General features: G+C 60.1%; 16 protein-coding genes. All 16 read left to right on the forward strand.

Annotated elements, in window-relative coordinates; all coding sequences use genetic code 11:
* Positions 1–90: 90 nt before the first annotated feature.
* A complete protein-coding gene (pheS, locus tag QWJ34_RS03180) occupies positions 91–1,107 on the forward strand; it encodes a phenylalanine--tRNA ligase subunit alpha (RefSeq protein WP_302725589.1) in 1,017 nt (338 codons plus the stop codon).
* 70 nt (positions 1,108–1,177) lie between these two features.
* Positions 1,178–3,607: a phenylalanine--tRNA ligase subunit beta gene (gene pheT, locus QWJ34_RS03185; RefSeq protein WP_302725590.1), complete on the forward strand. Its 2,430-nt coding sequence runs from the start codon at positions 1,178–1,180 to the stop codon at positions 3,605–3,607.
* 315 nt (positions 3,608–3,922) lie between these two features.
* A complete protein-coding gene (gene zapA / locus QWJ34_RS03190) occupies positions 3,923–8,164 on the forward strand; it encodes a cell division protein ZapA (protein ID WP_302725591.1) in 4,242 nt (1,413 codons plus the stop codon).
* 285 nt (positions 8,165–8,449) lie between these two features.
* Positions 8,450–10,813: an endonuclease MutS2 gene (locus QWJ34_RS03195; protein ID WP_302725592.1), complete on the forward strand. Its 2,364-nt coding sequence runs from the start codon at positions 8,450–8,452 to the stop codon at positions 10,811–10,813.
* A gap of 39 nt (positions 10,814–10,852) precedes the next feature.
* On the forward strand, positions 10,853–11,272 hold the full coding sequence (locus QWJ34_RS03200) for a DUF350 domain-containing protein (RefSeq protein ID WP_302725593.1): 420 nt from the start codon (positions 10,853–10,855) through the stop codon (positions 11,270–11,272).
* A 275-nt stretch (positions 11,273–11,547) separates the two neighbouring features.
* Positions 11,548–12,063 (forward strand): Lrp/AsnC family transcriptional regulator, encoded by a 516-nt coding sequence (locus tag QWJ34_RS03205; protein WP_483314235.1) that lies wholly within the window; start codon positions 11,548–11,550, stop codon positions 12,061–12,063.
* A gap of 13 nt (positions 12,064–12,076) precedes the next feature.
* Positions 12,077–13,318, forward strand: coding sequence for an aminotransferase class I/II-fold pyridoxal phosphate-dependent enzyme (locus tag QWJ34_RS03210; protein WP_483314236.1), 1,242 nt, complete (start codon positions 12,077–12,079; stop codon positions 13,316–13,318).
* A gap of 180 nt (positions 13,319–13,498) precedes the next feature.
* The gene (locus QWJ34_RS03215; protein WP_483314240.1) at positions 13,499–13,696 is read left to right on the forward strand and encodes a Spo0E family sporulation regulatory protein-aspartic acid phosphatase; all 198 of its coding nucleotides are present in this window, start codon (positions 13,499–13,501) and stop codon (positions 13,694–13,696) included.
* A 371-nt stretch (positions 13,697–14,067) separates the two neighbouring features.
* The gene (locus tag QWJ34_RS03220) at positions 14,068–14,613 is read left to right on the forward strand and encodes a type 2 periplasmic-binding domain-containing protein (RefSeq protein ID WP_302725596.1); all 546 of its coding nucleotides are present in this window, start codon (positions 14,068–14,070) and stop codon (positions 14,611–14,613) included.
* 75 nt (positions 14,614–14,688) lie between these two features.
* Positions 14,689–15,288 carry a cob(I)yrinic acid a,c-diamide adenosyltransferase gene (locus QWJ34_RS03225; RefSeq protein ID WP_302725597.1) on the forward strand — a complete coding sequence of 200 codons (600 nt, stop codon included), beginning with the start codon at positions 14,689–14,691 and terminating at the stop codon, positions 15,286–15,288.
* Positions 15,289–15,344: 56 nt separating this feature from the next.
* Entirely contained in the window at positions 15,345–16,295 is a 951-nt protein-coding gene (locus QWJ34_RS03230; protein ID WP_302725598.1) for an RluA family pseudouridine synthase, read from the forward strand.
* Between the two features lie 9 nt (positions 16,296–16,304).
* Positions 16,305–16,682, forward strand: a complete 378-nt coding sequence (locus tag QWJ34_RS03235) for an arsenate reductase family protein (RefSeq protein ID WP_302725599.1) — start codon at positions 16,305–16,307, stop codon at positions 16,680–16,682.
* Positions 16,683–16,747: 65 nt separating this feature from the next.
* A complete protein-coding gene (locus QWJ34_RS03240; RefSeq protein ID WP_483314241.1) occupies positions 16,748–17,611 on the forward strand; it encodes a 5'-3' exonuclease in 864 nt (287 codons plus the stop codon).
* A gap of 431 nt (positions 17,612–18,042) precedes the next feature.
* The gene (locus QWJ34_RS03245; RefSeq protein WP_302725601.1) at positions 18,043–19,347 is read left to right on the forward strand and encodes a Gfo/Idh/MocA family protein; all 1,305 of its coding nucleotides are present in this window, start codon (positions 18,043–18,045) and stop codon (positions 19,345–19,347) included.
* 186 nt (positions 19,348–19,533) lie between these two features.
* The gene (locus QWJ34_RS03250) at positions 19,534–20,643 is read left to right on the forward strand and encodes a phosphodiester glycosidase family protein (RefSeq protein ID WP_302725602.1); all 1,110 of its coding nucleotides are present in this window, start codon (positions 19,534–19,536) and stop codon (positions 20,641–20,643) included.
* Positions 20,644–20,763: 120 nt separating this feature from the next.
* Positions 20,764–21,414, forward strand: a complete 651-nt coding sequence (locus tag QWJ34_RS03255) for an MOSC domain-containing protein (protein ID WP_302725603.1) — start codon at positions 20,764–20,766, stop codon at positions 21,412–21,414.
* Positions 21,415–21,506: the final 92 nt, after the last annotated feature.

Consider the following 21,506-nt stretch of genomic DNA (forward strand, 5'->3'; position numbering starts at 1 on the left):
GGAGAGGGTTTTGAACCTTTTGGCAAAAGTGGAAAAAACGAAAGTTAAACTTATTCAATGCTTCCCGTGCGGGAAAGGAGTCTGCGGACGATGAGAGAACGTTTGGAACAACTGAAAGCCGAAGCGCTCGAACAGCTGCAAAACGTAGCGGACGCGAAACAGCTCGACGAGCTGCGTATCAAGTATCAGGGTAAAAAAGGCAAACTGACCGAGATTCTGCGCGGCATGGGCGGACTGTCGGCCGAAGAACGTCCGGTCATCGGACAGCTGGCGAACGAGGTGCGCGACGCGATCGACGCGGCGATCGGCGGTCATCAGGAGCGTTTTGAACAGGAAGAAACGGAGCGCCGCCTGGCCTCGGAAACGATCGACGTGACGCTGCCCGGACGCAAGCCGAAACAAGGCGCCGTACATCCGCTGACCCGGGTCGTCGAAGAGATCGAAGAAATCTTTATCGGCATGGGCTACCGCGTCGCGGAAGGACCGGAAGTCGAAACCGATTACCACAACTTCGAAGCGCTCAACCTGCCGAAAGACCATCCGGCGCGCGATATGCAGGATTCTTTCTACATCACGGAAGATCTGCTGATGCGCACGCAGACGTCGCCGGTGCAGGTGCGGACGATGGAAGCCATGAGCGGCGAAGTGCCGGTCAAGATCATCTGCCCGGGCAAAGTGTACCGCCGCGACGACGACGACGCGACCCACTCGTTCCAGTTCCAGCAGATCGAAGGACTGGTCATCGGCAAAAATATCCGCATGAGCGACCTCAAAGGCACACTGCTCCAGTTCATGCGCGAGCTGTTCGGCAGCGACACCGAAATCCGCATGCGTCCGAGCTTCTTCCCGTTCACCGAACCGAGCGCCGAAGTGGACGTCACGTACCGCAAAAAAGGCGCCTCGGAACCGGGCTGGCTGGAAGTACTGGGCTGCGGCATGGTGCACCCGCGCGTGCTGGAGATGAGCGGTTACGATCCGGAGCAGTACAGCGGCTTCGCGTTCGGCATCGGCGTGGAACGGATCGCCATGCTGAAATACGGCATCGACGATATCCGGCATTTCTACAATAACGACGAGCGGTTCCTGGAACAGTTCGCGCGCCGGTAGAACCTGATTTTTTACCGATGAAAATGTACCGATAAAGAAACGCAATATACGATAAGGAAGTGAGCAGGCAGTGAAAGTATCCACACAATGGTTATCCGAATACGTCAGCCTGGACGGCGTCTCGCCCGAGGAACTGGCGGAGAAAATCACGCGCTCGGGTATCGAGATCGACGGGATTGAACGACGCAACCAGGGCGTGCAGGGCGTAGTCGTCGGCTATGTCAAGCACAAGGAGAAGCATCCCGACGCCGACAAGCTGAACGTTTGTACGGTCGATGCCGGAACCGGCGAAGACCTGCAAATCGTCTGCGGCGCGAAGAACGTCGACGCCGGACAGAAAGTTCCGGTTGCCGTCGTGGGCGCGGTGCTGCCGGGCGACTTCAAGATCAAGAACGCCAAGCTGCGCGGGGTCGCGTCGCAGGGCATGATCTGCTCGGCCGGCGAGCTGGGCATGAACGACAAGCTGCTGCCCAAAGACCAGCAGGAAGGCATTCTCGTGCTGCCGGAGAATACGGAAATCGGCCTGCCGATCACGCAGGTGCTCGGTCTCGACGACGCGGTGCTGGATTTCGATCTGACGCCGAACCGTTCCGACTGCCTGAGCATGATCGGTGCCGCTTACGAGACGGCCGCGATTCTCGGCCGCGACGTGAAGCTGCCTTCGATCGACCTGATCGAAGCGGGCGGCAGCGCGTCCGACTCCGCAACCGTCTCGATCGACAACAAAGACCTCTGCTCGCATTACGCGATCCGCTATATTTCCGGCGTGAAGATCGGCCCTTCGCCGCAGTGGATGCAGAACCGCCTGATCGCGGCCGGCGTGCGTCCCACGAACAACGTGGTCGATATTACGAACTACGTCATGCTGGAATGCGGACAGCCGCTGCACGCGTTCGACGCGGACAAGCTGGGACGTTCGATCGGCGTGCGTTCGGCCCGCGAAGGCGAAGTGCTGACGACGCTGGACGGACAAGAGCGCAAGCTCGATCCGTCGATGCTGTTGATTACCGGCGAAGACCGTCCGGCCGCGCTCGCGGGCGTGATGGGCGGCCTGGAAACGGAAGTGACGGATTCGACGGTCAATATCGCGCTGGAATCCGCCAAGTTCGCCGGTTCGTCCGTGCGCAAGACGTCGAGAAAGCTCGGCCTGCGCTCGGAAGCCAGCCTGCGTTTTGAAAAAGAAGTCGATCCGTCCGCGGTGATCGCGGCGCTGGACCGCGCCGCTCTGCTGCTGGCGCGCCACGCGAACGGTTCGATCGCGCACGGCATCGTGCAGAGCAAAAGCGGTTCGTCCGAAGAAAAAACGATCTCGCTGTCGCTGCCGAAGCTGAACGCCTACCTGGGCACGGAAATCTCCATGCTCGAAGTCAAAGCGATCTTCGGACGCCTCAACTTCAAATCCGCCGACGGCGGGCCGGGCATGATTAACGTTCAGGTGCCGACGCGCCGCGGCGATATTACGCGCGACGTCGACCTGATCGAAGAAGCGGCCCGCATCCACGGCTACGACAATATCCCGACGACGGTGATCGAAGGACCGACGACGCCGGGGGCTTATACCAAGCCGCAGGCGGTACGCCGCGCGGTACGCCGCACGCTGACGCACGGAGGCTTCCACGAAGCGATTACCTATTCGTTTACGCGTCCGGAGAATACGCAGCGCTTCACGGCGTTCTCGGCGGGCGGGCATGCGGTGCCGCTTGCGATGCCGATGAGCGAAGACCGCAGCGTGCTGCGCACCAGCCTTCTGCCGCAGCTGCTGGAAGCCGTCCAGTACAACGGCAACCGCAAGAACGCGGATCTGGCGCTGCTGGAGATCGGCAAGGTGTTCCATGCAAGCGAACAAAAAGTTACGGCGCAGCCGGTCGAGCCGACGATGCTCGGCCTGGTGCTGACCGGCAGCCTGACCGATTCGTCGGTCGGCGCTTCGGCGCGCAAAGTCGATTTCTTCGATCTCAAAGGCGCGGTGGAAAGCGTGCTGGACGAACTGGGTCTCGAAGCGGAATTCCGCGCGGATTCGCCGGACGGCTTCCATCCGGGCCGTTCCGCGTCGCTGTACCTGACATCCGCTCCGGATAAACGGGTCGGCGTGCTCGGACAGCTGCATCCGCAGCTTCAGCGCGAATTCGACGTGAACGACACCTATGCGGCCGAGATCTGCCTGGACGAGCTGTACGACACAGCGGCGCCGGAGATCGAATACGCCGAGCTGCCGCGTTATCCGTCCGCGCAGCGCGATATCGCGGTCGTGGTCGACCGCGGCGTGGAGGCGGGCGCGCTGATCGGCGCGGTGCGGGAGTCCGCCGGCGAGCTGCTGCGGGACGTGCGGGTATTCGACGTTTATACCGGCGAGCGCGTCGCTTCGGACAAGAAAAGCGTCGCGCTCGCGCTGACGTACCGCAACCCGGAGCGTACGCTGACCGACGAAGAAGTAGCCGGATTCCAGCAGAACGTGATTGCGTTCCTGGAACAAACTTTTGCGGCGGAATTGAGAAAGTAAGCTTTTCCGGCAGGAGATGATTAAAACCGCATCGAATTCTTTAGGAATCCCGTTTCGGCGCACGCGGAAACGGGATTCCCGAAGAGGGATGCGGTTTTTTGACGGTCGGGCAGAGGTTTTTTCGATCGTTGGCAGAGCAACTTTCGGTCTTCGGGCGCGTCAAAAAACGCAGAGGCTTTATATGGAGCCGGGAAACGAAGCGGCGCAGCGAAGAATTGACGCCGGTTCGTACACTTACAATATAATGAAGCTTTTTAATAATCGAATTTATGGGGTTTCCCAACATTCATTTACACGGGAGAGGAGCGGGCAGACATGGCTGAACGCAAAATCATCAGCGTAGAGATTTACGGAACGGCTTACAAAATTGTCGGAAGCAGCCAGGAGTATGTCAAGCAGGTGGCCCGGCTGGTCGACGAACGGATGCTGTATATCGCGACTGAGCATCCCCGGCTGGACACGGTCAGAATCGCGGTGCTCGCCGCGGTCAACATGGCCGAGACCAATGTGGTCAATCAGGATTTGCAGCAAAGATTGGACGAGGAAGCCGGGCGTTCCCAGCGGCTGACGGCCGAACTGGAAGCCCTGCGCGAGCAGAGCGCGGCTCAAGCCGAAGCGGCGGAAGCGCTGCGCGCGGAAAACGCGCGGCTGATCGAAACGGAGCGCGAACTGGTCGAGCGGCGGGGAGAAGTCCTGCGCCTGACGGCCGAGCTGGAGCAGTCCGGCGCGGCGCGCAAAGAATCGGAAGACAAGCTGTCGGAAGCGCTGACGGCAGGCCGCCAGACCCGGGAAGCGTTGAAAGCGTCGGAGAGCAAGCTTGCGCGGGAAAGCGCGGAAAAAGGCAAACTGAGCGGCGAGCTGGAAACGGTCCGGCGCGGCCTCAAGCAGAGCGAAGCGGCGCTGGCCGAAAGCCGCAAAGCCGGCGAGCGGATCGGAGCGCAAAGCGAAGAGCTGCGCGGGAAGCTGGGCGAGAGCGAACGGCTGCGCGAAGAACTCCAGCTTGAGCTCGGGCTGCTGCGCGAGGAAGAAGAGCGCTTGAACGGCGTGCGCGGCGAGCTGGAAAGCAAAGTCTCCGCGCTGGAAAGCGAATCGGAACAGAACGCGGCGCAGAGCCGGCGTCTCGGCGAAGAGCTGGCGGAACTTCAATCGAGCGAAGCGCAGCTGCGGTCGCAGCTGGAGCGGGCGACGCTTCAGGTCGCGGAGCTGGAAGACAGCAGCCGCAGTTTGGCCGCCGACAACCTGAAGCTCGAAGCGAGAATCGCCGAACTTCAGGAAAGCGAAGGCATCTGGAGCGAAGAAAGCGCGAGACTGGAATCGGAACTGAGCGAGACCCGGACGCGCGAGCACGAACTGTCCGAGCGCTACGAAGAAGCGCGGGCCCGTCTGGAAGAACTGCGAAGCAAAGAAAGCGAGCAGGAAGAGCTGCGGGCCGAGCTCGAAGCGGAACTCGCCGATCTGCGCGAAACGGAGCGGGATCTGTACGAAGAGCGGACTCGGCTGCGTTTGGAAGTGGAAGAGCAGCGCGGCGAGCGGGAAAGTCTGGAACTCCGGGCTTCGGAACTTGAAAAACGCACGATCGAGCTGGAAAGCGCGGAAGCGGTCCGGGCGGCGGAGAACGAAGGACTCGTTCAGCGTCTGGCGGACTGGGAAGAGCGCGAGCGCGGCTGGCAGAACGAAAAAGGCACGTTCGAATCGCTGATCGAAGAAGCCGAATCGGCCCGCGGACAGATCGGACGCCAGCTGTCCGAGCGCGAAGCCGAATTGGACGATCTGCGCGGCCGTTTGGACGCGGTATCCCAGGGCAAAGAGCGGCTTGAAGCGCAGCTTGCCGAACTGAACGGGCGCATCGCCGAAGCCGATGCCGAGCGCGGCGAACTGCGCGGCCGGATCGAAAGCTACGAGCAGGCGGAGTCGCAGTGGAACGAACTGCGGCTGGAGCTGGAAAGCGGAGCCGAACAATCTTCGGCGCGCATCGCGGAGCTGCAAAGCGAGATCGCCGGATTGGAAGCCGAGCGCTCGCGGCTCGGCGAACGGGCGGCCGAGCTGTCCGAAAGCGAGGAGTTCTTGACGGGCGAAGCATCGCGGCTCGAGCGCGAGCTGTCCGAACTGGGCGAGCGCGAACAAGCGCTGACAGCGGAAGCGCAGGAGCGCGGCGCGGCCGCGGCGCAGCTGGAGCAGCGCATTCAGGCGCTGTCCGGCGAGCGCGATACGCTGCTGGAAGAGCTGCGCGGCGAACGCGAAGCGGGCTCGGCTCTGGGCGAAGCGAAAGCATCGCTGGAGCTTCGCGCGGCGGAACTCGCCGAGCGTGTCGAGGCGCTGGAAGCGGAAAAGGCGGAGCTGGGCAGCGTGAAGTCTTCGCTGGAGCGGGAACTGCGCGCGGCGCAGGAGCGAGGCGAAGTCTTGCAGGCGGAGAAAGTCTCGCTCGAATCGGAACTGGAATCGGCGTGGGCTAACGGCGAGGGTCTGGAAGCCGACAAGCGTACGCTGTCGGAAGAATTGGAATCGCTCCGCGTCCGGTCGCGGGAGCTGGAAGCCGAGAAGACAGCGCTGGAAAGCGGCAGGTCTTCGCTGGAGCAGGAACTTCGTTCGCTGCAAGAGCGCGGCGAAGCTTTGCAGGCGGAGAAAGTCTCGCTCGAATCGGAACTGGAATCGGCGTGGGCAAACGGCGAGAGTCTGGAAGCCGACAAGCGTACGCTATCGGAAGAGCTGGAATCGCTCCGCGAGCGGTCGCGGGAGCTGGAAGCCGAGAAGACAGCGCTGGAAAGCGGCAGGTCTTCGCTGGAAGAAGAACTGCGTGCGGTGCAGGAGCGCAGCGAAGCTTTGCAGGCGGAGAAAGTCTCGCTCGAATCGGAACTGGAATCGGCGTGGGCAAACGGCGAGAGTCTGGAAGCCGACAAGCGTACGCTATCGGAAGAGCTGGAATCGCTCCGCGAGCGGTCGCGGGAGCTGGAAGCCGAGAAGACAGCGCTGGAAAGCGGCAGGTCTTCGCTGGAAGAAGAACTGCGTGCGGTGCAGGAGCGCAGCGAAGCTTTGCAGGCGGAGAAAGTCTCGCTCGAATCGGAACTGGAATCGGCGTGGGCAAACGGCGAGGGTCTAGAAGCCGACAAGCGTACGCTATCGGAAGAGCTGGAATCGCTCCGTGAGCGGTCGCGGGAGCTGGAAGCCGAGAAGACAGCGCTGGAAAGCGGCAGGTCTTCGCTGGAGCAGGAACTTCGTTCGCTGCAAGAGCGCGGCGAAGCCTTGCAGGCGGAGAAGGCGTCGCTGGAAAGCGACAAGTCTTCGCTGGAAGAAGAGCTGCGTCTGGTGCAGGAGCGAGGCGAAGCGCTGCGGGCCGAGAAAAGCTCGCTTGAATCCGAACTGGAATCGGCGTGGACGAACGGCGAGAATCTGACCGGGCGGATCGAAGCCGCCGAATCGCGCGGGCGCGAACTGGAGCAGCGCAGCGATCAGGCGGAAGCGGAGCTCGACCGGCTGCACGGGCAGCGGCGGGAACTGGAGGGCCGCCTGGCGGAATTATCGGCCGCGCTGGACGATTACCGGCAGCGCGAACAGGATTGGAACGGCGAGCGCGAAATCCGGGACGCCCGGACGTCGGAGCTGGAACAATCGGTGCGCAGCTTGAGCGCGCAGAAAGAAGAGCTGGAGCGCGGGCTGGACGAACTGGCGCAAAGCGAGATCGAACGGTCGCAGGAATATGCGCGGCTTGAGAACGAACTGCATTCTGCCGCAGAGCGCGGAGACGTGCTGGACCGGCTGTCCGCGGACCTGCGGTCCCAGCTTGAACAATCGCATCGGACGGCGGAGGAACTGGACGCGCGGGCGGTCGGGCTTCAAGCGGAAGCCGACGGCTTGAACGGCGAACTGGAGCAGTCCCGCCTGCTGTACGAGCAGGCCGGGCAGTCGCTACGCGCCGCCGAAGAAGAGCGGGCGCGGCTGCTGGAGCGCGAAGCGGAATGGAACGCGGAGCGCGAGCAGATGTTTTCCCGAATGGCCGAATTTGGCGGACGCGAAGCGTCGTGGCGGATCGAAACCGCGCGCCGGCGCCGGGAGATCGAAGAAAGCGCGGAACGCGAACGTCTGCTGAACAAGCAGAAAGCCTCCGCGGAGCGCAAGCTTGAAGAAGCCGCGGCGCGAGAAGCGCAGGCGCAGGAGCGCGCCGAGCGCCTCCAGGAAGAGCTGCGAAGCACGCTGGACCAGGGCCGGGAAATGGAAAACGCGGCGCGCCGGTTGAACGCCGAGCTTGAATCGCTGCAGGAGCAGCGCCGCGCCTGGGCAGCCGACAAGGCTTCGCTGGAAGAGCGTTTGGAGACCGCCGAGAGCCGCAGCGCGCAGACGGACGACGAGTCGGCGAGAAAGCTGCAGCGCGAATTGGACGAGGTCACGCAGCAGTACGAAGTCCTTTCCCATCGGCTTCGCATGCTGCATGTAGAGCGGGAAATGGAGAAGGAAAAGGTCGCGGACGCCGAACGCGAGCATGCAAAGCTGCAGGAGGAGCATGCGGCTCTGCAAAAGGAATACAACGAATGGATGGAAATGCTGGAACAAGAACAGCGGTAAGGCAAAAAGACGGGCGGCGTTCGCCGGCGTCCGGTCCGGACGGAGCGGCGGCTTGTCCGGAAGACGCGGGGAACGGTCCCGCTTGTTCCCGCACGGATCGTCAAGCAAAGCCTTCCCGGAAGCGCCGGCCGTTTGCGCCGGTCGGGGAAGGCTTTTTGTCCGCGGATGCCCGAATCGCTCCCGCAGCCGGGCCGTACATGGCGGCGCTGCGCGGAATCCGCTATAATCAAAGGGATGGACGCCCGGATAGTCGGCGTCCAAAACCGATAAGGAGTTGTCACGTTCTTGAACGATAAAATATTCGAAATTTTACAATATGCGAGTATCACGAATGCGCTGGCCGAACAGGCGCAGACGTCGCTCGGCAAAGAAGCGGCTAGAGCGCTGAAGCCAGGCAGCGATCTGGAGTCGGTCCAAAGGCTGCTTCAAGCGACGCAGGAAGCGTTCGACGTCGACCGGCTGAAAGGCTCGCCGCCGTTTGGCGGCATCGTCGATATTCGGCCGGCCGTGCAGCGTGCGCGTATCGGCGGCATGCTGAATCCGCACGAGCTGCTGGGCATCGCGACTACGCTGTACGGCGCGCGGCGTCTGCGCCGCTTTATCCAGACGATGCACGAAGACCATCCGGTCGAGCTGCTGGACGGTCTTGCCGAACAGATCTCCGAGCAGCGCGATTTGGAGAAGCTGATTAATTCGTGCATCGGCGATTCCGCCGAAGTGTTGGATTCCGCCAGCCCGACGCTTGCGGCCGTACGCCGCGAACTGCGCGGCGGGGAATCGCGCATCCGCGAGAAGCTGGAATCGATGATCCGCTCGTCGAGCGTATCCAAGATGCTTCAGGACCAGCTGATTACGATTCGCGGCGACCGCTTCGTCATTCCGGTCAAATCGGAATACCGTTCGCATTTCGGCGGCATCGTGCACGACCAGTCGAGCTCCGGCGCAACCATGTTTATCGAGCCGGAAGCGATCGTTACGATGAATAACAAGCTGCGCGAAACCAAGCTGCGCGAGACGCGCGAAGTCGAGATCATTCTGCAAAAGCTGACGGCCGCCGTCGGCGAGCAGGCGGAATTGATCGCCTACGATGTAAGCGTGCTGGCGCAGCTCGACTTTATTTTTGCAAAAGGCCGTCTTGCGCACCGCATGAAAGCCTCGCAGCCGGCAATGAACGACCGCGGCTATCTGAAGCTTCGCAAAGGCCGTCATCCGCTGATCGACGAGAAAATCGTCGTCCCGCTCGATGTCGAACTCGGCGGCGAATTCTCCAGCATTATCGTAACCGGGCCGAATACGGGCGGTAAAACGGTCACGCTGAAAACGATCGGCCTGCTCAGCCTGATGGCGATGTCCGGTTTGTTCGTTCCGGCGGAAGACGGCTGCGAATTGTGCGTGTTCGACGGCATCTACGCCGATATCGGCGACGAGCAAAGCATCGAACAAAGCCTGAGTACTTTTTCCAGCCATATGACGAACATTATCCGCATTCTCAAAGACATGACGCCGAAAAGTCTTGTGCTGCTCGACGAAGTGGGCGCGGGCACGGACCCGGCGGAAGGTTCCGCGCTGGCAATCGCGATCCTGGAGTACATTCACAAATTCGACTGCCGGATGGTCGCCACCACCCACTACAGCGAACTCAAAGCGTATGCGTACGAGCGCGAAGGCGTCATCAACGCCAGCATGGAATTCGACGTGGCGACGCTCAGCCCGACGTACCGGCTGCTTGTCGGCGTGCCGGGCCGAAGCAACGCGTTTGCGATCGCCGAACGGCTCGGGCTGCCGGGCAGCATCCTCAGCTTTGCGCGCGGCGAAGTCAAGGAAGAAGACCTGCGCGTCGAGAATATGATCAGCGCGCTCGAAGAAAACCGCCTCGGCGCGGAAGCCGAACGCGAAGAAGCCGAGCGGCTGCGCCGCGAGATGGAAGAACTGCGGTCGCGGCACGAGCGCGAGCTCGACAAGCTGGAAGCCCAGCGCGACGCGAGACTTGAGAAAGCCGAGAACGAAGCGCGCGATATTATCGCCAAAGCGCGCAAAGAAGCGGACGAAGTCGTATCCGAACTGCGCCGCCTGGCGATGGAAGAAGGCGCTTCGGTCAAAGAGCACAAGCTGATCGCCGCCCGCCGCCAGCTCGACCAGGCGGAACCGGAGACCCGCCTCAAGAAAACCAAGAAGCCGGCCGCGGCCAAATCGGCGCAGCAGATCGGCCCGGGCGACGAAGTCGTCCTGACCAATCTCGGGCAGCGCGGGCACGTCATCGAGCTGGACGGCAAAGAAGCGCTGGTGCAGGTCGGCATCATGAAAATGAAAGTCGCAAAAGACTCGCTGGAACGCGTGCAGACCGCTCCGGTCACGGCGCCCAAGCAGAAACCGGTCACCTCGGTCAAACGCACCAAAGACGACAGCACCCGCTCCGAATTGGATCTGCGCGGCGCGAATCTCGAAGAAGCACTGATGGACACCGACCGCTTTATCGACGAAGCTTTCCTGGCCAATCTCGGCCAGATCTATATCATTCACGGCAAAGGAACCGGGATTCTGCGCACCGGCATCCAGGAACATCTGCGCCGCCACAAGCTGATTAAATCTTACCGGCTCGGCAACTACGGCGAAGGCGGAAACGGCGTAACCGTAGCCGAACTCAAGTAAGCGAATGAACGCGACGAAAAGGAGCGGAGTGCGGAACATATGCGTACGATAATCGATCCCCTGCTGGAAACCCCGATCGGGGCGGCGCTCGCCTATTTCTCGGTGGCCGTGCTCGAACTGGTCGTTTTCCTGTCGATCTTCGAAGTCGTCACCCGCTACAAGTGCTGGGACGAGATTCGAAAAGGCAATCTGGCGGTCGCGATGGCGACCGGCGGCAAGATCTTCGGCATCTGCAACATCCTGCGTTTTTGCATCGAATCCGGCTCCACCATCTACGAAAGCATGCTGTGGTCGCTGATCGGCTTCGTGCTGCTGATGGTCGCCTATTTCCTGTTCGAATTCCTGACCCCGGCGTTCAAGATCGACGACGAGATCGGCAAAGACAACCGCGCCGTCGGTTTGATCGCCATGGTCGTCTCGATCGGATTGTCCTACGTCATCGGCGTATCGGTGCTTTAATTTCTTGAACTCAACCCCATCCATCCACAAGATGGACGCAATAATACCGCTTCCTCCCGGAAGCGGTTTTTTTGTGTCCTTCCAGCCGCAAACCAAGTTTTTTAAAGCCCCGGCGGTATGCTCCGATTGCCGCCGCCCGGTTGGCAGAGGCATGCCTTTTCGGGTAAGATTTAAATACGATAACGGCAAGGCGCAACCCCAACGAATGTCACAGTACGAAATGAATCCAAAATGCGGCGAAAACGAAACGGCCGATCCGCATAAACGAACGAAAGATGGAGGACTGCGAAGTGAAAGAAACCAACAAGCTCAAACTGGATATTCTCGAACTGCTGGAAGAAGACGCGCGGCGCACGCCGGAGCTGCTGTCGACGCTGCTCGACGTGCCGGAAGAAGAAGTCCGCGAAGCCGTAAACGAGCTGGAGCAGGATCACGTCATCGTCAAATACGCGACCGTCGTAAACGAAAGCAAAGTGAACGACGAGAAAGTGACCGCGCTGATCGAAGTGCAGATTACGCCGGAGCGCGGCCGGGGATTCGAAGGCATCGCCGAGCGCATTTATCTGTATCCGCAGGTGAAATCGGTGTTTCTGATGTCGGGCGCTTACGACCTGCTGGTCGAAGTGGAAGGCGTCAGCCTCAAAGACGTGGCGAGCTTCGTTTCCGACAAGCTGTCGCCGATCGAGTCGGTCCTGTCGACCAAGACGCATTTTATTCTCAAAAAATACAAACAGAACGGCATTATTTTCGAAGAACACGAAGAAGACCGCCGTCTGCTGATCTCGCCGTAAAGGATGCGAAACGATGATAACTAACCGTGAAGTCAACGAAAACAGTACCCTGCAGCCCTCGGACTCCGAACACGGCTCGATGGAGCGTTATTTGTCGCCGCTGGTGCGCGATATCCGCCCTTCGGGCATCCGCAAATTTTTCGACCTGGTCAGCGCAAGCAAAGACATTATCACGCTCGGCGTGGGCGAACCCGATTTCGTCACGCCGTGGCATGTTCGCGAAGCGTGCGTATATTCGCTGGAGCGCGGCTATACCCGCTATACGTCGAATGCCGGCATGCCGGAGCTGCGCGAAGCGATCTCGACTTACCTGAGCGGTTCGTTCGGCACAACGTACGATGCGGAAAAAGAAATCCTCGTCACCGTCGGCGGCAGCGAAGCGATCGACCTGGCTCTGCGCGCGCTGGTGCAGCCGGGCGACGAAGTGCTCGTGCCGGAGCCGTGCTACATCTCGTACTCGCCGATCACTTCGATCGGAGGCGGGGTGCCGGTCGGAATCGAGACGTTTGCCAAAGACGGATTCAAACTGACCGCCGAAGCGCTCGAAGCCAGCATTACGCCGAAGTCCAAAGTGCTGATCCTCTGCTATCCGAGCAACCCGACGGGCGCGACGATGACGGCCGAAGACTGGCTGCCGATCGCCAAAGTGGTCGAAAAGCACGACCTGATCGTCATTTCCGACGAAATCTATGCCGAACTCAGCTACGGGCAAAGCAAGCACGCCAGCTTCGCCGCCGTTCCGGGCATGAAAGACCGTACGATCCTGGTCAGCGGCTTCTCCAAAGCGTTCGCGATGACCGGCTGGCGGATGGGCTACGCCTGCGGGCATCCGCAGCTGATCTCGGCCATGCTGAAGATCCACCAGTACACCGTGATGTGCGCGCCGGTCATGGGCCAGGTGGCGGCGCTCGAAGCGCTGACCAACGGCCTGGGCGAAAAAGACAAAATGGTCGAGTCCTACAATCGCCGCCGCCGGCTGGTGGTACAGGGACTGCGCGACGCCGGACTGGAGTGCCACGAACCGGAAGGCGCGTTCTACGCGTTCCCGAGCGTCCAGTCCACCGGACTGCCTTCGGAAGAGTTTGCGCAGCGTCTGCTCGTCGAAGGTAAAGTCGCCGCCGTGCCGGGCAATGTGTTCGGACTCGGCGGCGAAGGCTTCCTCCGCTGCTCGTACGCCACTTCCGTGGCGCAGCTCAAAGAAGCGCTGGACCGGATCGGCGATTTCGTCTATAAAGTGAAGCGGGAAGGCGCGTAAAACCGTCTTCTTAAACATTCAAAAAAACGATTAAATATCCTTTCTTGCGAAGTTGCTTTTATGGGGCGTTTTCTATATAATGGGGAATCGAAACCAGGTAAATTTTTCAAGGAGGGATGTTTTTTGTCTGCCGCTTCGTTCCGGGTATCGCTGCACGGGCCGGGCTCCGCGAATTCGCGGATCGGATCGCAGCATACCGCCGGCGCTCCGTCGTCCGCGGCCGAACGCGAACTTTTCCTGCAGGAGGAGATTCGGATTCTGCGCCGCCAAATGGAAGAAACGTTCAGCCGGGAACAGTCGTTCACCTCCGAGACGGTTATTGAAATCAGCATTCTTCTCGACATTAAAATCAACGAATACATGCAGTTAGTGCGTTGACCCATCCAATCCGAGGCTTACGTTCGCTTGAAATGCACACGCTTTAGGTGCAATTCAGGGGAGCGTAACCTTCTCTATCCGGGTCAACGCACAGGTGGGTCTACCCAATGCAATCAAAGGTCTACGTTCCAATCCGGATCGGATTTGCAGGCCGCCGAAAGAGGAAGAAGCTTCGGGTTCGAAGCTCTTCCTCTTTTTGCCGCGCCGTTATGGGACAATCGTGAGAATGCCCGGCGGGGCGGAGTTGTGCTATATTATTTAGGAAGGCGCTTCAAACTGCGCGGAAATACGTGCGGGAAGCGGCAATCCAGCGACTTGTCTCCATGCAATGAGGCAAGCCGCTATGCAAGGAAATTGGGGAGGAATCATTGGTGAAGTGGAAAAAAGCGGGGCTGCTTCTGCTCCTGGCTGGTCTGCTGGCGCTGCTCGCGGGCTGCGGTAAAGGCGACGACAAGGTACTGATCTTTATGTCCGACAAAGAGTCGTCCAGCCGCGAGGGAATCGACCAGATTCAGCAGAAGTTGGACGCGGAGTTTACGGACCCGAAAGCGGAGTTCAACTATTCGCCGCTGTTCGATCTGCAAAAAGTAATGGTGGAGTACGCGGCGGGCGGCAATTCGATCGTGATTCTGCCCAAAGACACCGTGCAGACGTACGGCAGGGACGGGGCGCATCTCGCGCTGGACGAGTATTTCGACAAAGAAAAGTATCCGGAAGGCGTATTCGAAAGCGGCGTGCTCAAAGACGGCGAAGACGATCCGGTAACGGAAGAGCATCTGTTCGGCATTCCGGTCGACCAGATGAAGATGTTCCAGGACGCCGGCTATGTGCCGAAAGACATGCTGGCCTGCGTCGTCGTCAACGCGCCGAACGCGGATGCCGCGATCAAGGTGCTTCAGAAGCTCACCGAAGGCTGAAACCGGTCGGGGAACACAGTGTAACAAGACGATAACGCGTATTGGGAATCGGAAACCGCGGAGGAGGCGAAGGCTGTGCGCATTTATACGAAAACGGGAGACGAAGGACAAACGTCGGTAATCGGGGGACGGGTGCGCAAAGACGACGTCCGTGTGGAGGCTTACGGCACGATCGACGAACTGAACAGCTTTGTCGGCCAGGCCGCCGCGCTGATGCAGGACGACCGCTTCAAGGACCTGCGCGAACAGCTGGCCGTCGTCGGCCAGGAACTGTTCGACTGCGGCTCCGATCTGGCTTACACGGAAGCGGCGCAGCAGCCTTACAAGACGCATACGGCGATGACGGAGCGAGTCGAAGGCTGGATCGACCGGCTGGAGGCGGGCAATCCGCCGCTCGACCGGTTTATCCTGCCGGGCGGCAGTCCGCCGGCGGCTTCGCTGCATATCTGCCGCACGGTCTGCAGGCGGGCGGAACGCCGGGTCGTCGCGCTGACGGAAACGGCGGAAGTGAACCCGGAAGTGCTGCGCTATCTGAATCGGCTGTCCGATTACTTTTTCAGCGCCGCAAGAGCCGCCAATTTGAAAATGCGCGTGGACGATGTGGAATACGTGCGAGGCGCGAACGTATTTTCCACGGGCGCGGACTATGAAAATCGACAGGAGCAGGGTGAATAACGATCGAACCGACAGATAAACAGGAAACGCGGAAGCTTGGCTATTACGATCCGATCGTGTACACGGTTACGCCGCGCGAGCAGGACTGGACGCTCAAAACGCTGCTGCAAAGCCGGCTCGGCGTATCGCGCAAGCTGCTTTCCCGCATTAAATTGACCGAACGCGGCATTATGCTGAACGGGCAAAGGGTGTATATCAGCGTGCGCGTTTCGGCCGGCGATGTGGTCGAGGTGCGGATGGAGCGGGAGTCTTCGGACGATATTTTGCCGGAACCGATGGACCTGGATATTTTGCACGAAGACAGCCATCTGCTGATCGTCAACAAAGCAGCGGGCGTGATCGTGCATCCCACCCACGGGCATTATACCGGCACGCTGGCGAACGGCGTGGTGCACCGCTGGCTGGAACGCGGCGAGCAGGTGCGTTTCCGGCCGGTGCATCGACTCGACCGCGAGACGTCCGGCGTGCTGGCGATCGCCAAAAATCCTTACGTGCACCAGCATATCTCCGAGCAAATGATCGCCGGAACGGTGGACAAAGTGTATCGGGCGTTCGTGCACGGACGTCCGCTGCCGGAAACCGGGCGTATCGAAGGTCCGATCGACCGCGATCCGGACAATCCGCATGTGCGCATCGTGACAGAGGCCGGCTATCCGGCCGCGACCCGCTACCGCACGCTGGAGACGTATCCGGCGGCCGGCGCTTCGCTGGTCGAGCTGGAGCTCGAAAGCGGGCGCACGCATCAGATCCGGGTGCATATGACGCATATCGGCTGTCCGCTGATCGGCGATGCGATGTATAAATATACGGAAGAATCGGCGATTTCGGCGGACGAACGCGCTGGCGCGGAAGCGCTGGACGCTTCGCTCGGCCGCCAGGCGCTGCACGCGTTCCGGCTGGCGTTCGTCCATCCCGGAACCGGAGAGCGCGTAACGTTCGAAGCGCCGTATCCGTCCGATCTGAGCCGACTGCAAACCGACCTACAGCCGCATAAGAAAGAGATGTGAGAAACAGCGATGACCCGACTTAAAGTGTACCATTACGCCAAATGCGGCACCTGCCGCAGCGCGATCAAATGGCTGGAAAACGCAGGACACGAGCTGGACCTGATCCCGATCGTGGACAGCCCGCCGTCGAAACAAGAAATACTGGACCTGATCGCCAAAAGCGGCCTGGAGTCGAAAAAGTTTTTTAACGTCAGCGGGGAAGTGTACAAAGAGCTGGGGCTCAAAGACAAGCTGGCGCAGCTGGACGACAACGAACGCGCGGAACTGCTGGCCGCCAACGGCAAGCTGATCAAACGGCCGGTCGTAACCGACGGAGAAACCGTGACGCTCGGCTTCAAGCCGGACGCGTACGAACAATCCTGGGGAACGAAGGAGGCGGGGAAATGAGCGAAAACGGCGGCAACGGCATTGAAGGACTGCCGGAAAACGTCCTGGCGCGCAAACCGACCTTGATGCTGGTGGACGGCATGGCGCTGCTGTTCCGGGCCTACTACGCGACGGCGCTGAAAGGCTATATCCGGCGCACCGACGCGGGCATTCCGACCAACGGCATCTACGGCTTCGTCCGCTATATGTGGGACGCGATCCGGCAGTTCGATCCGACGCATGTGGCGTGCTGCTGGGATATGGGCGGACGCACGTTCCGCACCGAGCAGTTCGAATCGTACAAAGGCAACCGCTCGGCGGCGCCGGACGATCTGGTTCCGCAGTTCGATCTGGTCAAAGAAGTGGTCGCGGCGATGGATATTCCGAATATCGGCATGCCGGGCTATGAAGCGGACGATTGTATCGGCACGATCGCCAAGCGCTGCGCGGCGGAGATGGACGTGCAGGTGCTGTCCGGCGACAACGATCTGCTCCAGCTGGTGGACGAGCGGGTCAAAGTCATCATTATGAAAAAAGGCTACGGCAACTATCAGGTCTATACGCCGGAGTTTCTGATGGAGGAAAAAGGGCTCACTCCTCCGCAGATCGTCGACATGAAAGGCCTGATGGGCGACAGCAGCGACAACTATCCGGGCGTCAAAGGCATCGGCGAAAAAACGGCGGTCAAGCTCGTGCAGGAATTCGGCAGCATCGACGGCGTTCTGGCAAATCTGGATAAAGTTACGAAGTCGGTGCGGACCAAGATCGAAAACGATCTGGACATGCTGCATTTGTCCCGCTCGCTGGCCGAGATCCACTGCCGGGTGCCGGTGGACTGCCCGCTGGATCTCTGCGAGTTCCGGATCGACGACGCGAAGGTGTCGGCGAAGTTTACGGAGCTGGAGATGAATAGTCTGGGGACGATGATGGGCGTGGGTGTGTTTGATTGAAGGAGATGCCGCTAAAATGGCGGAAATCCTTTTAAGAAAGTTCGATAAACTGAAAAAGCAAAGAAGGGCGCCGAGGCTTTTCGTTTCGGTCGCTTGTTGAAACCAGGAAGACTGATTAGATTTTAGTGGTATCTTCCCGGTTTCAAAGGCGAACGCCAGGTCTCCTACACGAAAATCCTCTCTGCCCAAATCGCTTTTTCTAAAACCAAACTTCCTTAAAATTCAGGTGCCGCTAAATTAGCGGCATCTTTTTTTGTGGGGAGAGAGAGGACAGAAAGCAAAGAGCAAGATCAAGAGCAAAAAAAGCGGGGTTTAGACGAAGTAAGCGTTATAAACAGAGAGATCGTGATTTTGTTGTGCTAACCTGAATCCGTAGAGCAGAAGCAGAAAAAGGCATATGCGGAGTTTACAGAACGGGAGGAGCATAAACAATGGGCGAACGGCAGGCGGGAAGCAAGAAAAGATACGTGCAGGTGGGCATCGGGGGGAGAGCGCAGTTTTTTTACGAAGCGGTAGCGGGAACTTACGGGGAGACTTCGGAGCTGGCGGGATTCTGCGATACGAACCAGGTCCGGATGGATTACGCGAATAAAAGGCTGGAAGAGAAGTTCGGGCACGCGCCGGTTCCGACGTACAAATCGGAGCGTTTCGACGAGATGATCGCCGAGCAGAAGCCGGACGTGGTCATCGTGACCAGTATAGACCGTACGCATCACCGGTATATCGTGCGGGCGCTGGAACTGGGCTGCGACGTCATTACGGAGAAGCCGATGACGGTGGATACGGAGAAGTGCCGGGAGATCTACGACGCGGTGAAGCGGACAGGGCGCAAAGTACGGGTCACGTTCAATTACCGCTACGCGCCGCATCATACCAAAGCGCGGGAGCTGATCGCGTCGGGCGTGATCGGCGATGTGCATTCGATCCACTTCGAATGGCTGCTCAACACGCAGCACGGCGCGGATTATTTCCGGCGCTGGCACCGCGACAAGCGCAACAGCGGCGGCCTGCTCGTGCACAAATCGACGCACCACTTCGATCTGGTCAATTTCTGGATCGGATCGGAACCGGAGACCGTGTTTGCGTTCGGCGACCTGATGTTCTACGGCAAAGAAAATGCGGAGAAGCGCGGGGAAACGAACTTTTACCAGCGCGCGACCGGCAGCCCGGCGGCGGAAGGCGATCCTTTCGCGCTGCGGCTGGACGATAACGACAATCTCAAAGCGATGTATCTGGACGCGGAACGCGAAGACGGCTACCAGCGCGACCAGAGCGTGTTCGGCGACGGCATCAGCATTGAAGACACAATGGGCGTGATCGTCCGCTACCGCAGCAAAGCGATCCTCACCTACTCGCTGAACGCGTATATGCCGTGGGAAGGCTACCGGATCGCGTTCAACGGCTCCAAAGGACGGATCGAAATGAGCATCGTCGAGCAGTCCTATGTCAACGCGGGCGGCGACCGGGCCAAAGAAGGCGCGCTTCAAGGCAAAAAGATCGTCGTGTACCCGATGTTCGGCGAGCCGTACGAAGCGGAAGTGGTCGAAGGCGAAGGCGGACACGGCGGCGGCGATCCGGTGCTGCTGAACGATCTGTTCGGCGAGCCGGCGGAAGATATTTACCATCGCGCCGCCGACCATCGCGACGGGGCGCGTTCGATCCTGACCGGCATCGCCGCGAATCAGGCGATCCGCACCGGCCTGCCGGTCCGGATCAAAGACCTGCTGCCGGAATGAATGGCCGGAATCCGTTCAGCACAACCGTCTTTTCCGCGCAAGCGGAAAGGGCGGTTTTTCGTTTACCGGAATTGCAGTTTTCTGATAGAATACAGGGAACGCAGTCAGTTAGCTTCCATTTTTGTTTACGGCATAACGGATACGCTGTACAGGCTGACAATTCAGAGCAAGGGAGAAGGTCCGAAAGTGAAAAAAGTAAAATGGGGAACGCTGCTGCTGGCGGGGGTGCTGGCGGTATCGGGCGTGTTCGGCCTGTCGGGGGAACGCCGGGCGGACGCGGCAGCGGGGATCAAGGCGTCGGTGCGCAAAGTATCGGTGTCGGGCAGAACGTTTACGGTACAGACCGTGGCGGTTCCGAAAGGAACCAAAGCGGCGCTGGGGCTGGCCCAGGGGCGGGTCGGACAAACGCAGGATTTCAAAACGATCGTCAAAAACAGCAGGGCGACGGCGGCGATCAACGGGGCGTTCTTCAATTCGTACGGCGGCCCGGCCGATCCTTACGGCACGCTGATCTCCAAAGGGCAGATCGTGCACACCGGATATTACGGCACAAGCATCGGCTTCAAAAAAGACGGCACCGTGCTGATGGACCGGCTGATGGCGCGGATCTCCGGCACGGTAACGGGCAAAGCGGGCAAGAGCGGCAAAGCGGCCGCGCTCGGCTGGTACGCGACGTTCGTCAACCGTACGCCCGACGCCGGGCAAAACGTAGTCCTGCTGTATAACTCCGCGCGCGGCAGCAATGTCGGCTTCAGCGGCGGAACAGCGGTGACGGTGCGCAAAGGCAAAGTCGTCAAAAAAGCGGCCAACGCCAACGCGACGATTCCAAGCGACGGTTATGTGCTGGTGTATCACGGTTCGGAACAGGCCGCTTCGTCCAGATTCGAAGTCGGCTCGACGGTCGAGATGAAGATCGCCTACGAAAATGCGGCCGGCAAACCGATTCCGTGGGACGATGTCGCCACTTCCGTCGGAGCGGGGCCGCGTCTGGTCAAAGACGGCAAAGTCTCGCTGGACGCCGCCGGCGAAGGATTCAACGATCCGAAGATCCTGAGCGCTTCGGGCGCGCGCAGCGGGATCGCTATTATGGCCGACGGTTCGGTCGTGCTGGCGACCGTCGGCGGCGCGACGATGAGCCAGTGGGCGCAGGTCATGCAGAAACTGGGCGCCAGGCAGGCGATGAATCTCGACGGCGGCGCGTCGTCCGCCCTGTACGCGAACGGCAGCGTGCTGACAAGCGCGGGGCGGGCGCTGAGCAATACGCTGGTGTTCGGCGACGGCGTATCGATGCAGTAGCAGACGGCATGAAAACCGGAACGCGCCAATCGGAGCAGGATGCGTTAAAATAAAAGCGGACGCCGCAAACCGCATCCGGCGAAGAAGCTTCGCGGCGCGCGTACAAAGGAGGAAGATCCCATGAAGGAAACGCTTATCGCTTCGGTCAATGTCGGCATGCCGAAGACCGTGCCGAACGGCCGCAAAGAAGTCGAAACCGGCATTTTCAAGTCTCCCGTCGAAGAAGGCGCTTATCTGGGCAAACTCGGCTTCGAAGGCGACGAGCAGGCCGATCTCAAAAACCACGGCGGATCGGACAAAGCGGCCTGCGTGTATTCGGTCGACCGGTTTCCGTTCTGGGAAAACGGGATTCTGCCCAAGCTGGGCCCGGGCGCGTTCGGCGAAAATCTGTCGATCGAAAACGGCGCCGAAGAAGATTTCTGCATCGGCGACACATTCGCGATCGGCGAAGCGGTCGTGCAGCTCAGCCAGCCGCGCCAGCCCTGCTTCAAGCTGTCGGTGCGCTACGGCGTGCCGGAACTTCCGGCAAAGGTGCAGGAGACGGGTTACAGCGGTTTTTATTTTCGCGTGCTGCAGGAAGGCCTGGTCCGCGAAGGCGACCGGCTGGAACTTGTGCAGCGGCATGAAGCGGGAATCAGCGTAATGCGAGCCAACGAGATCATGTATCATCGCAAAGAAGACGCGGAAGCGATCCGCAGCCTGCTGGCGGTCGAAGAACTGTCGGCGAGCTGGAGAAATTCGCTGGAGAAAAGACTGGCGGGACTGGAATAAAAGCCGGAATCGTGGCGCGAAAACCGGCTTGACGGACTGCTTGTTTAAGCGTTATGATAGGAGCAACAGTATGCAAGCGCGGAGGAAGCACC

The sequence above is a fragment of the Saccharibacillus sp. CPCC 101409 genome (assembly GCF_030518235.1).
GTDB lineage: Bacteria > Bacillota > Bacilli > Paenibacillales > Paenibacillaceae > Saccharibacillus.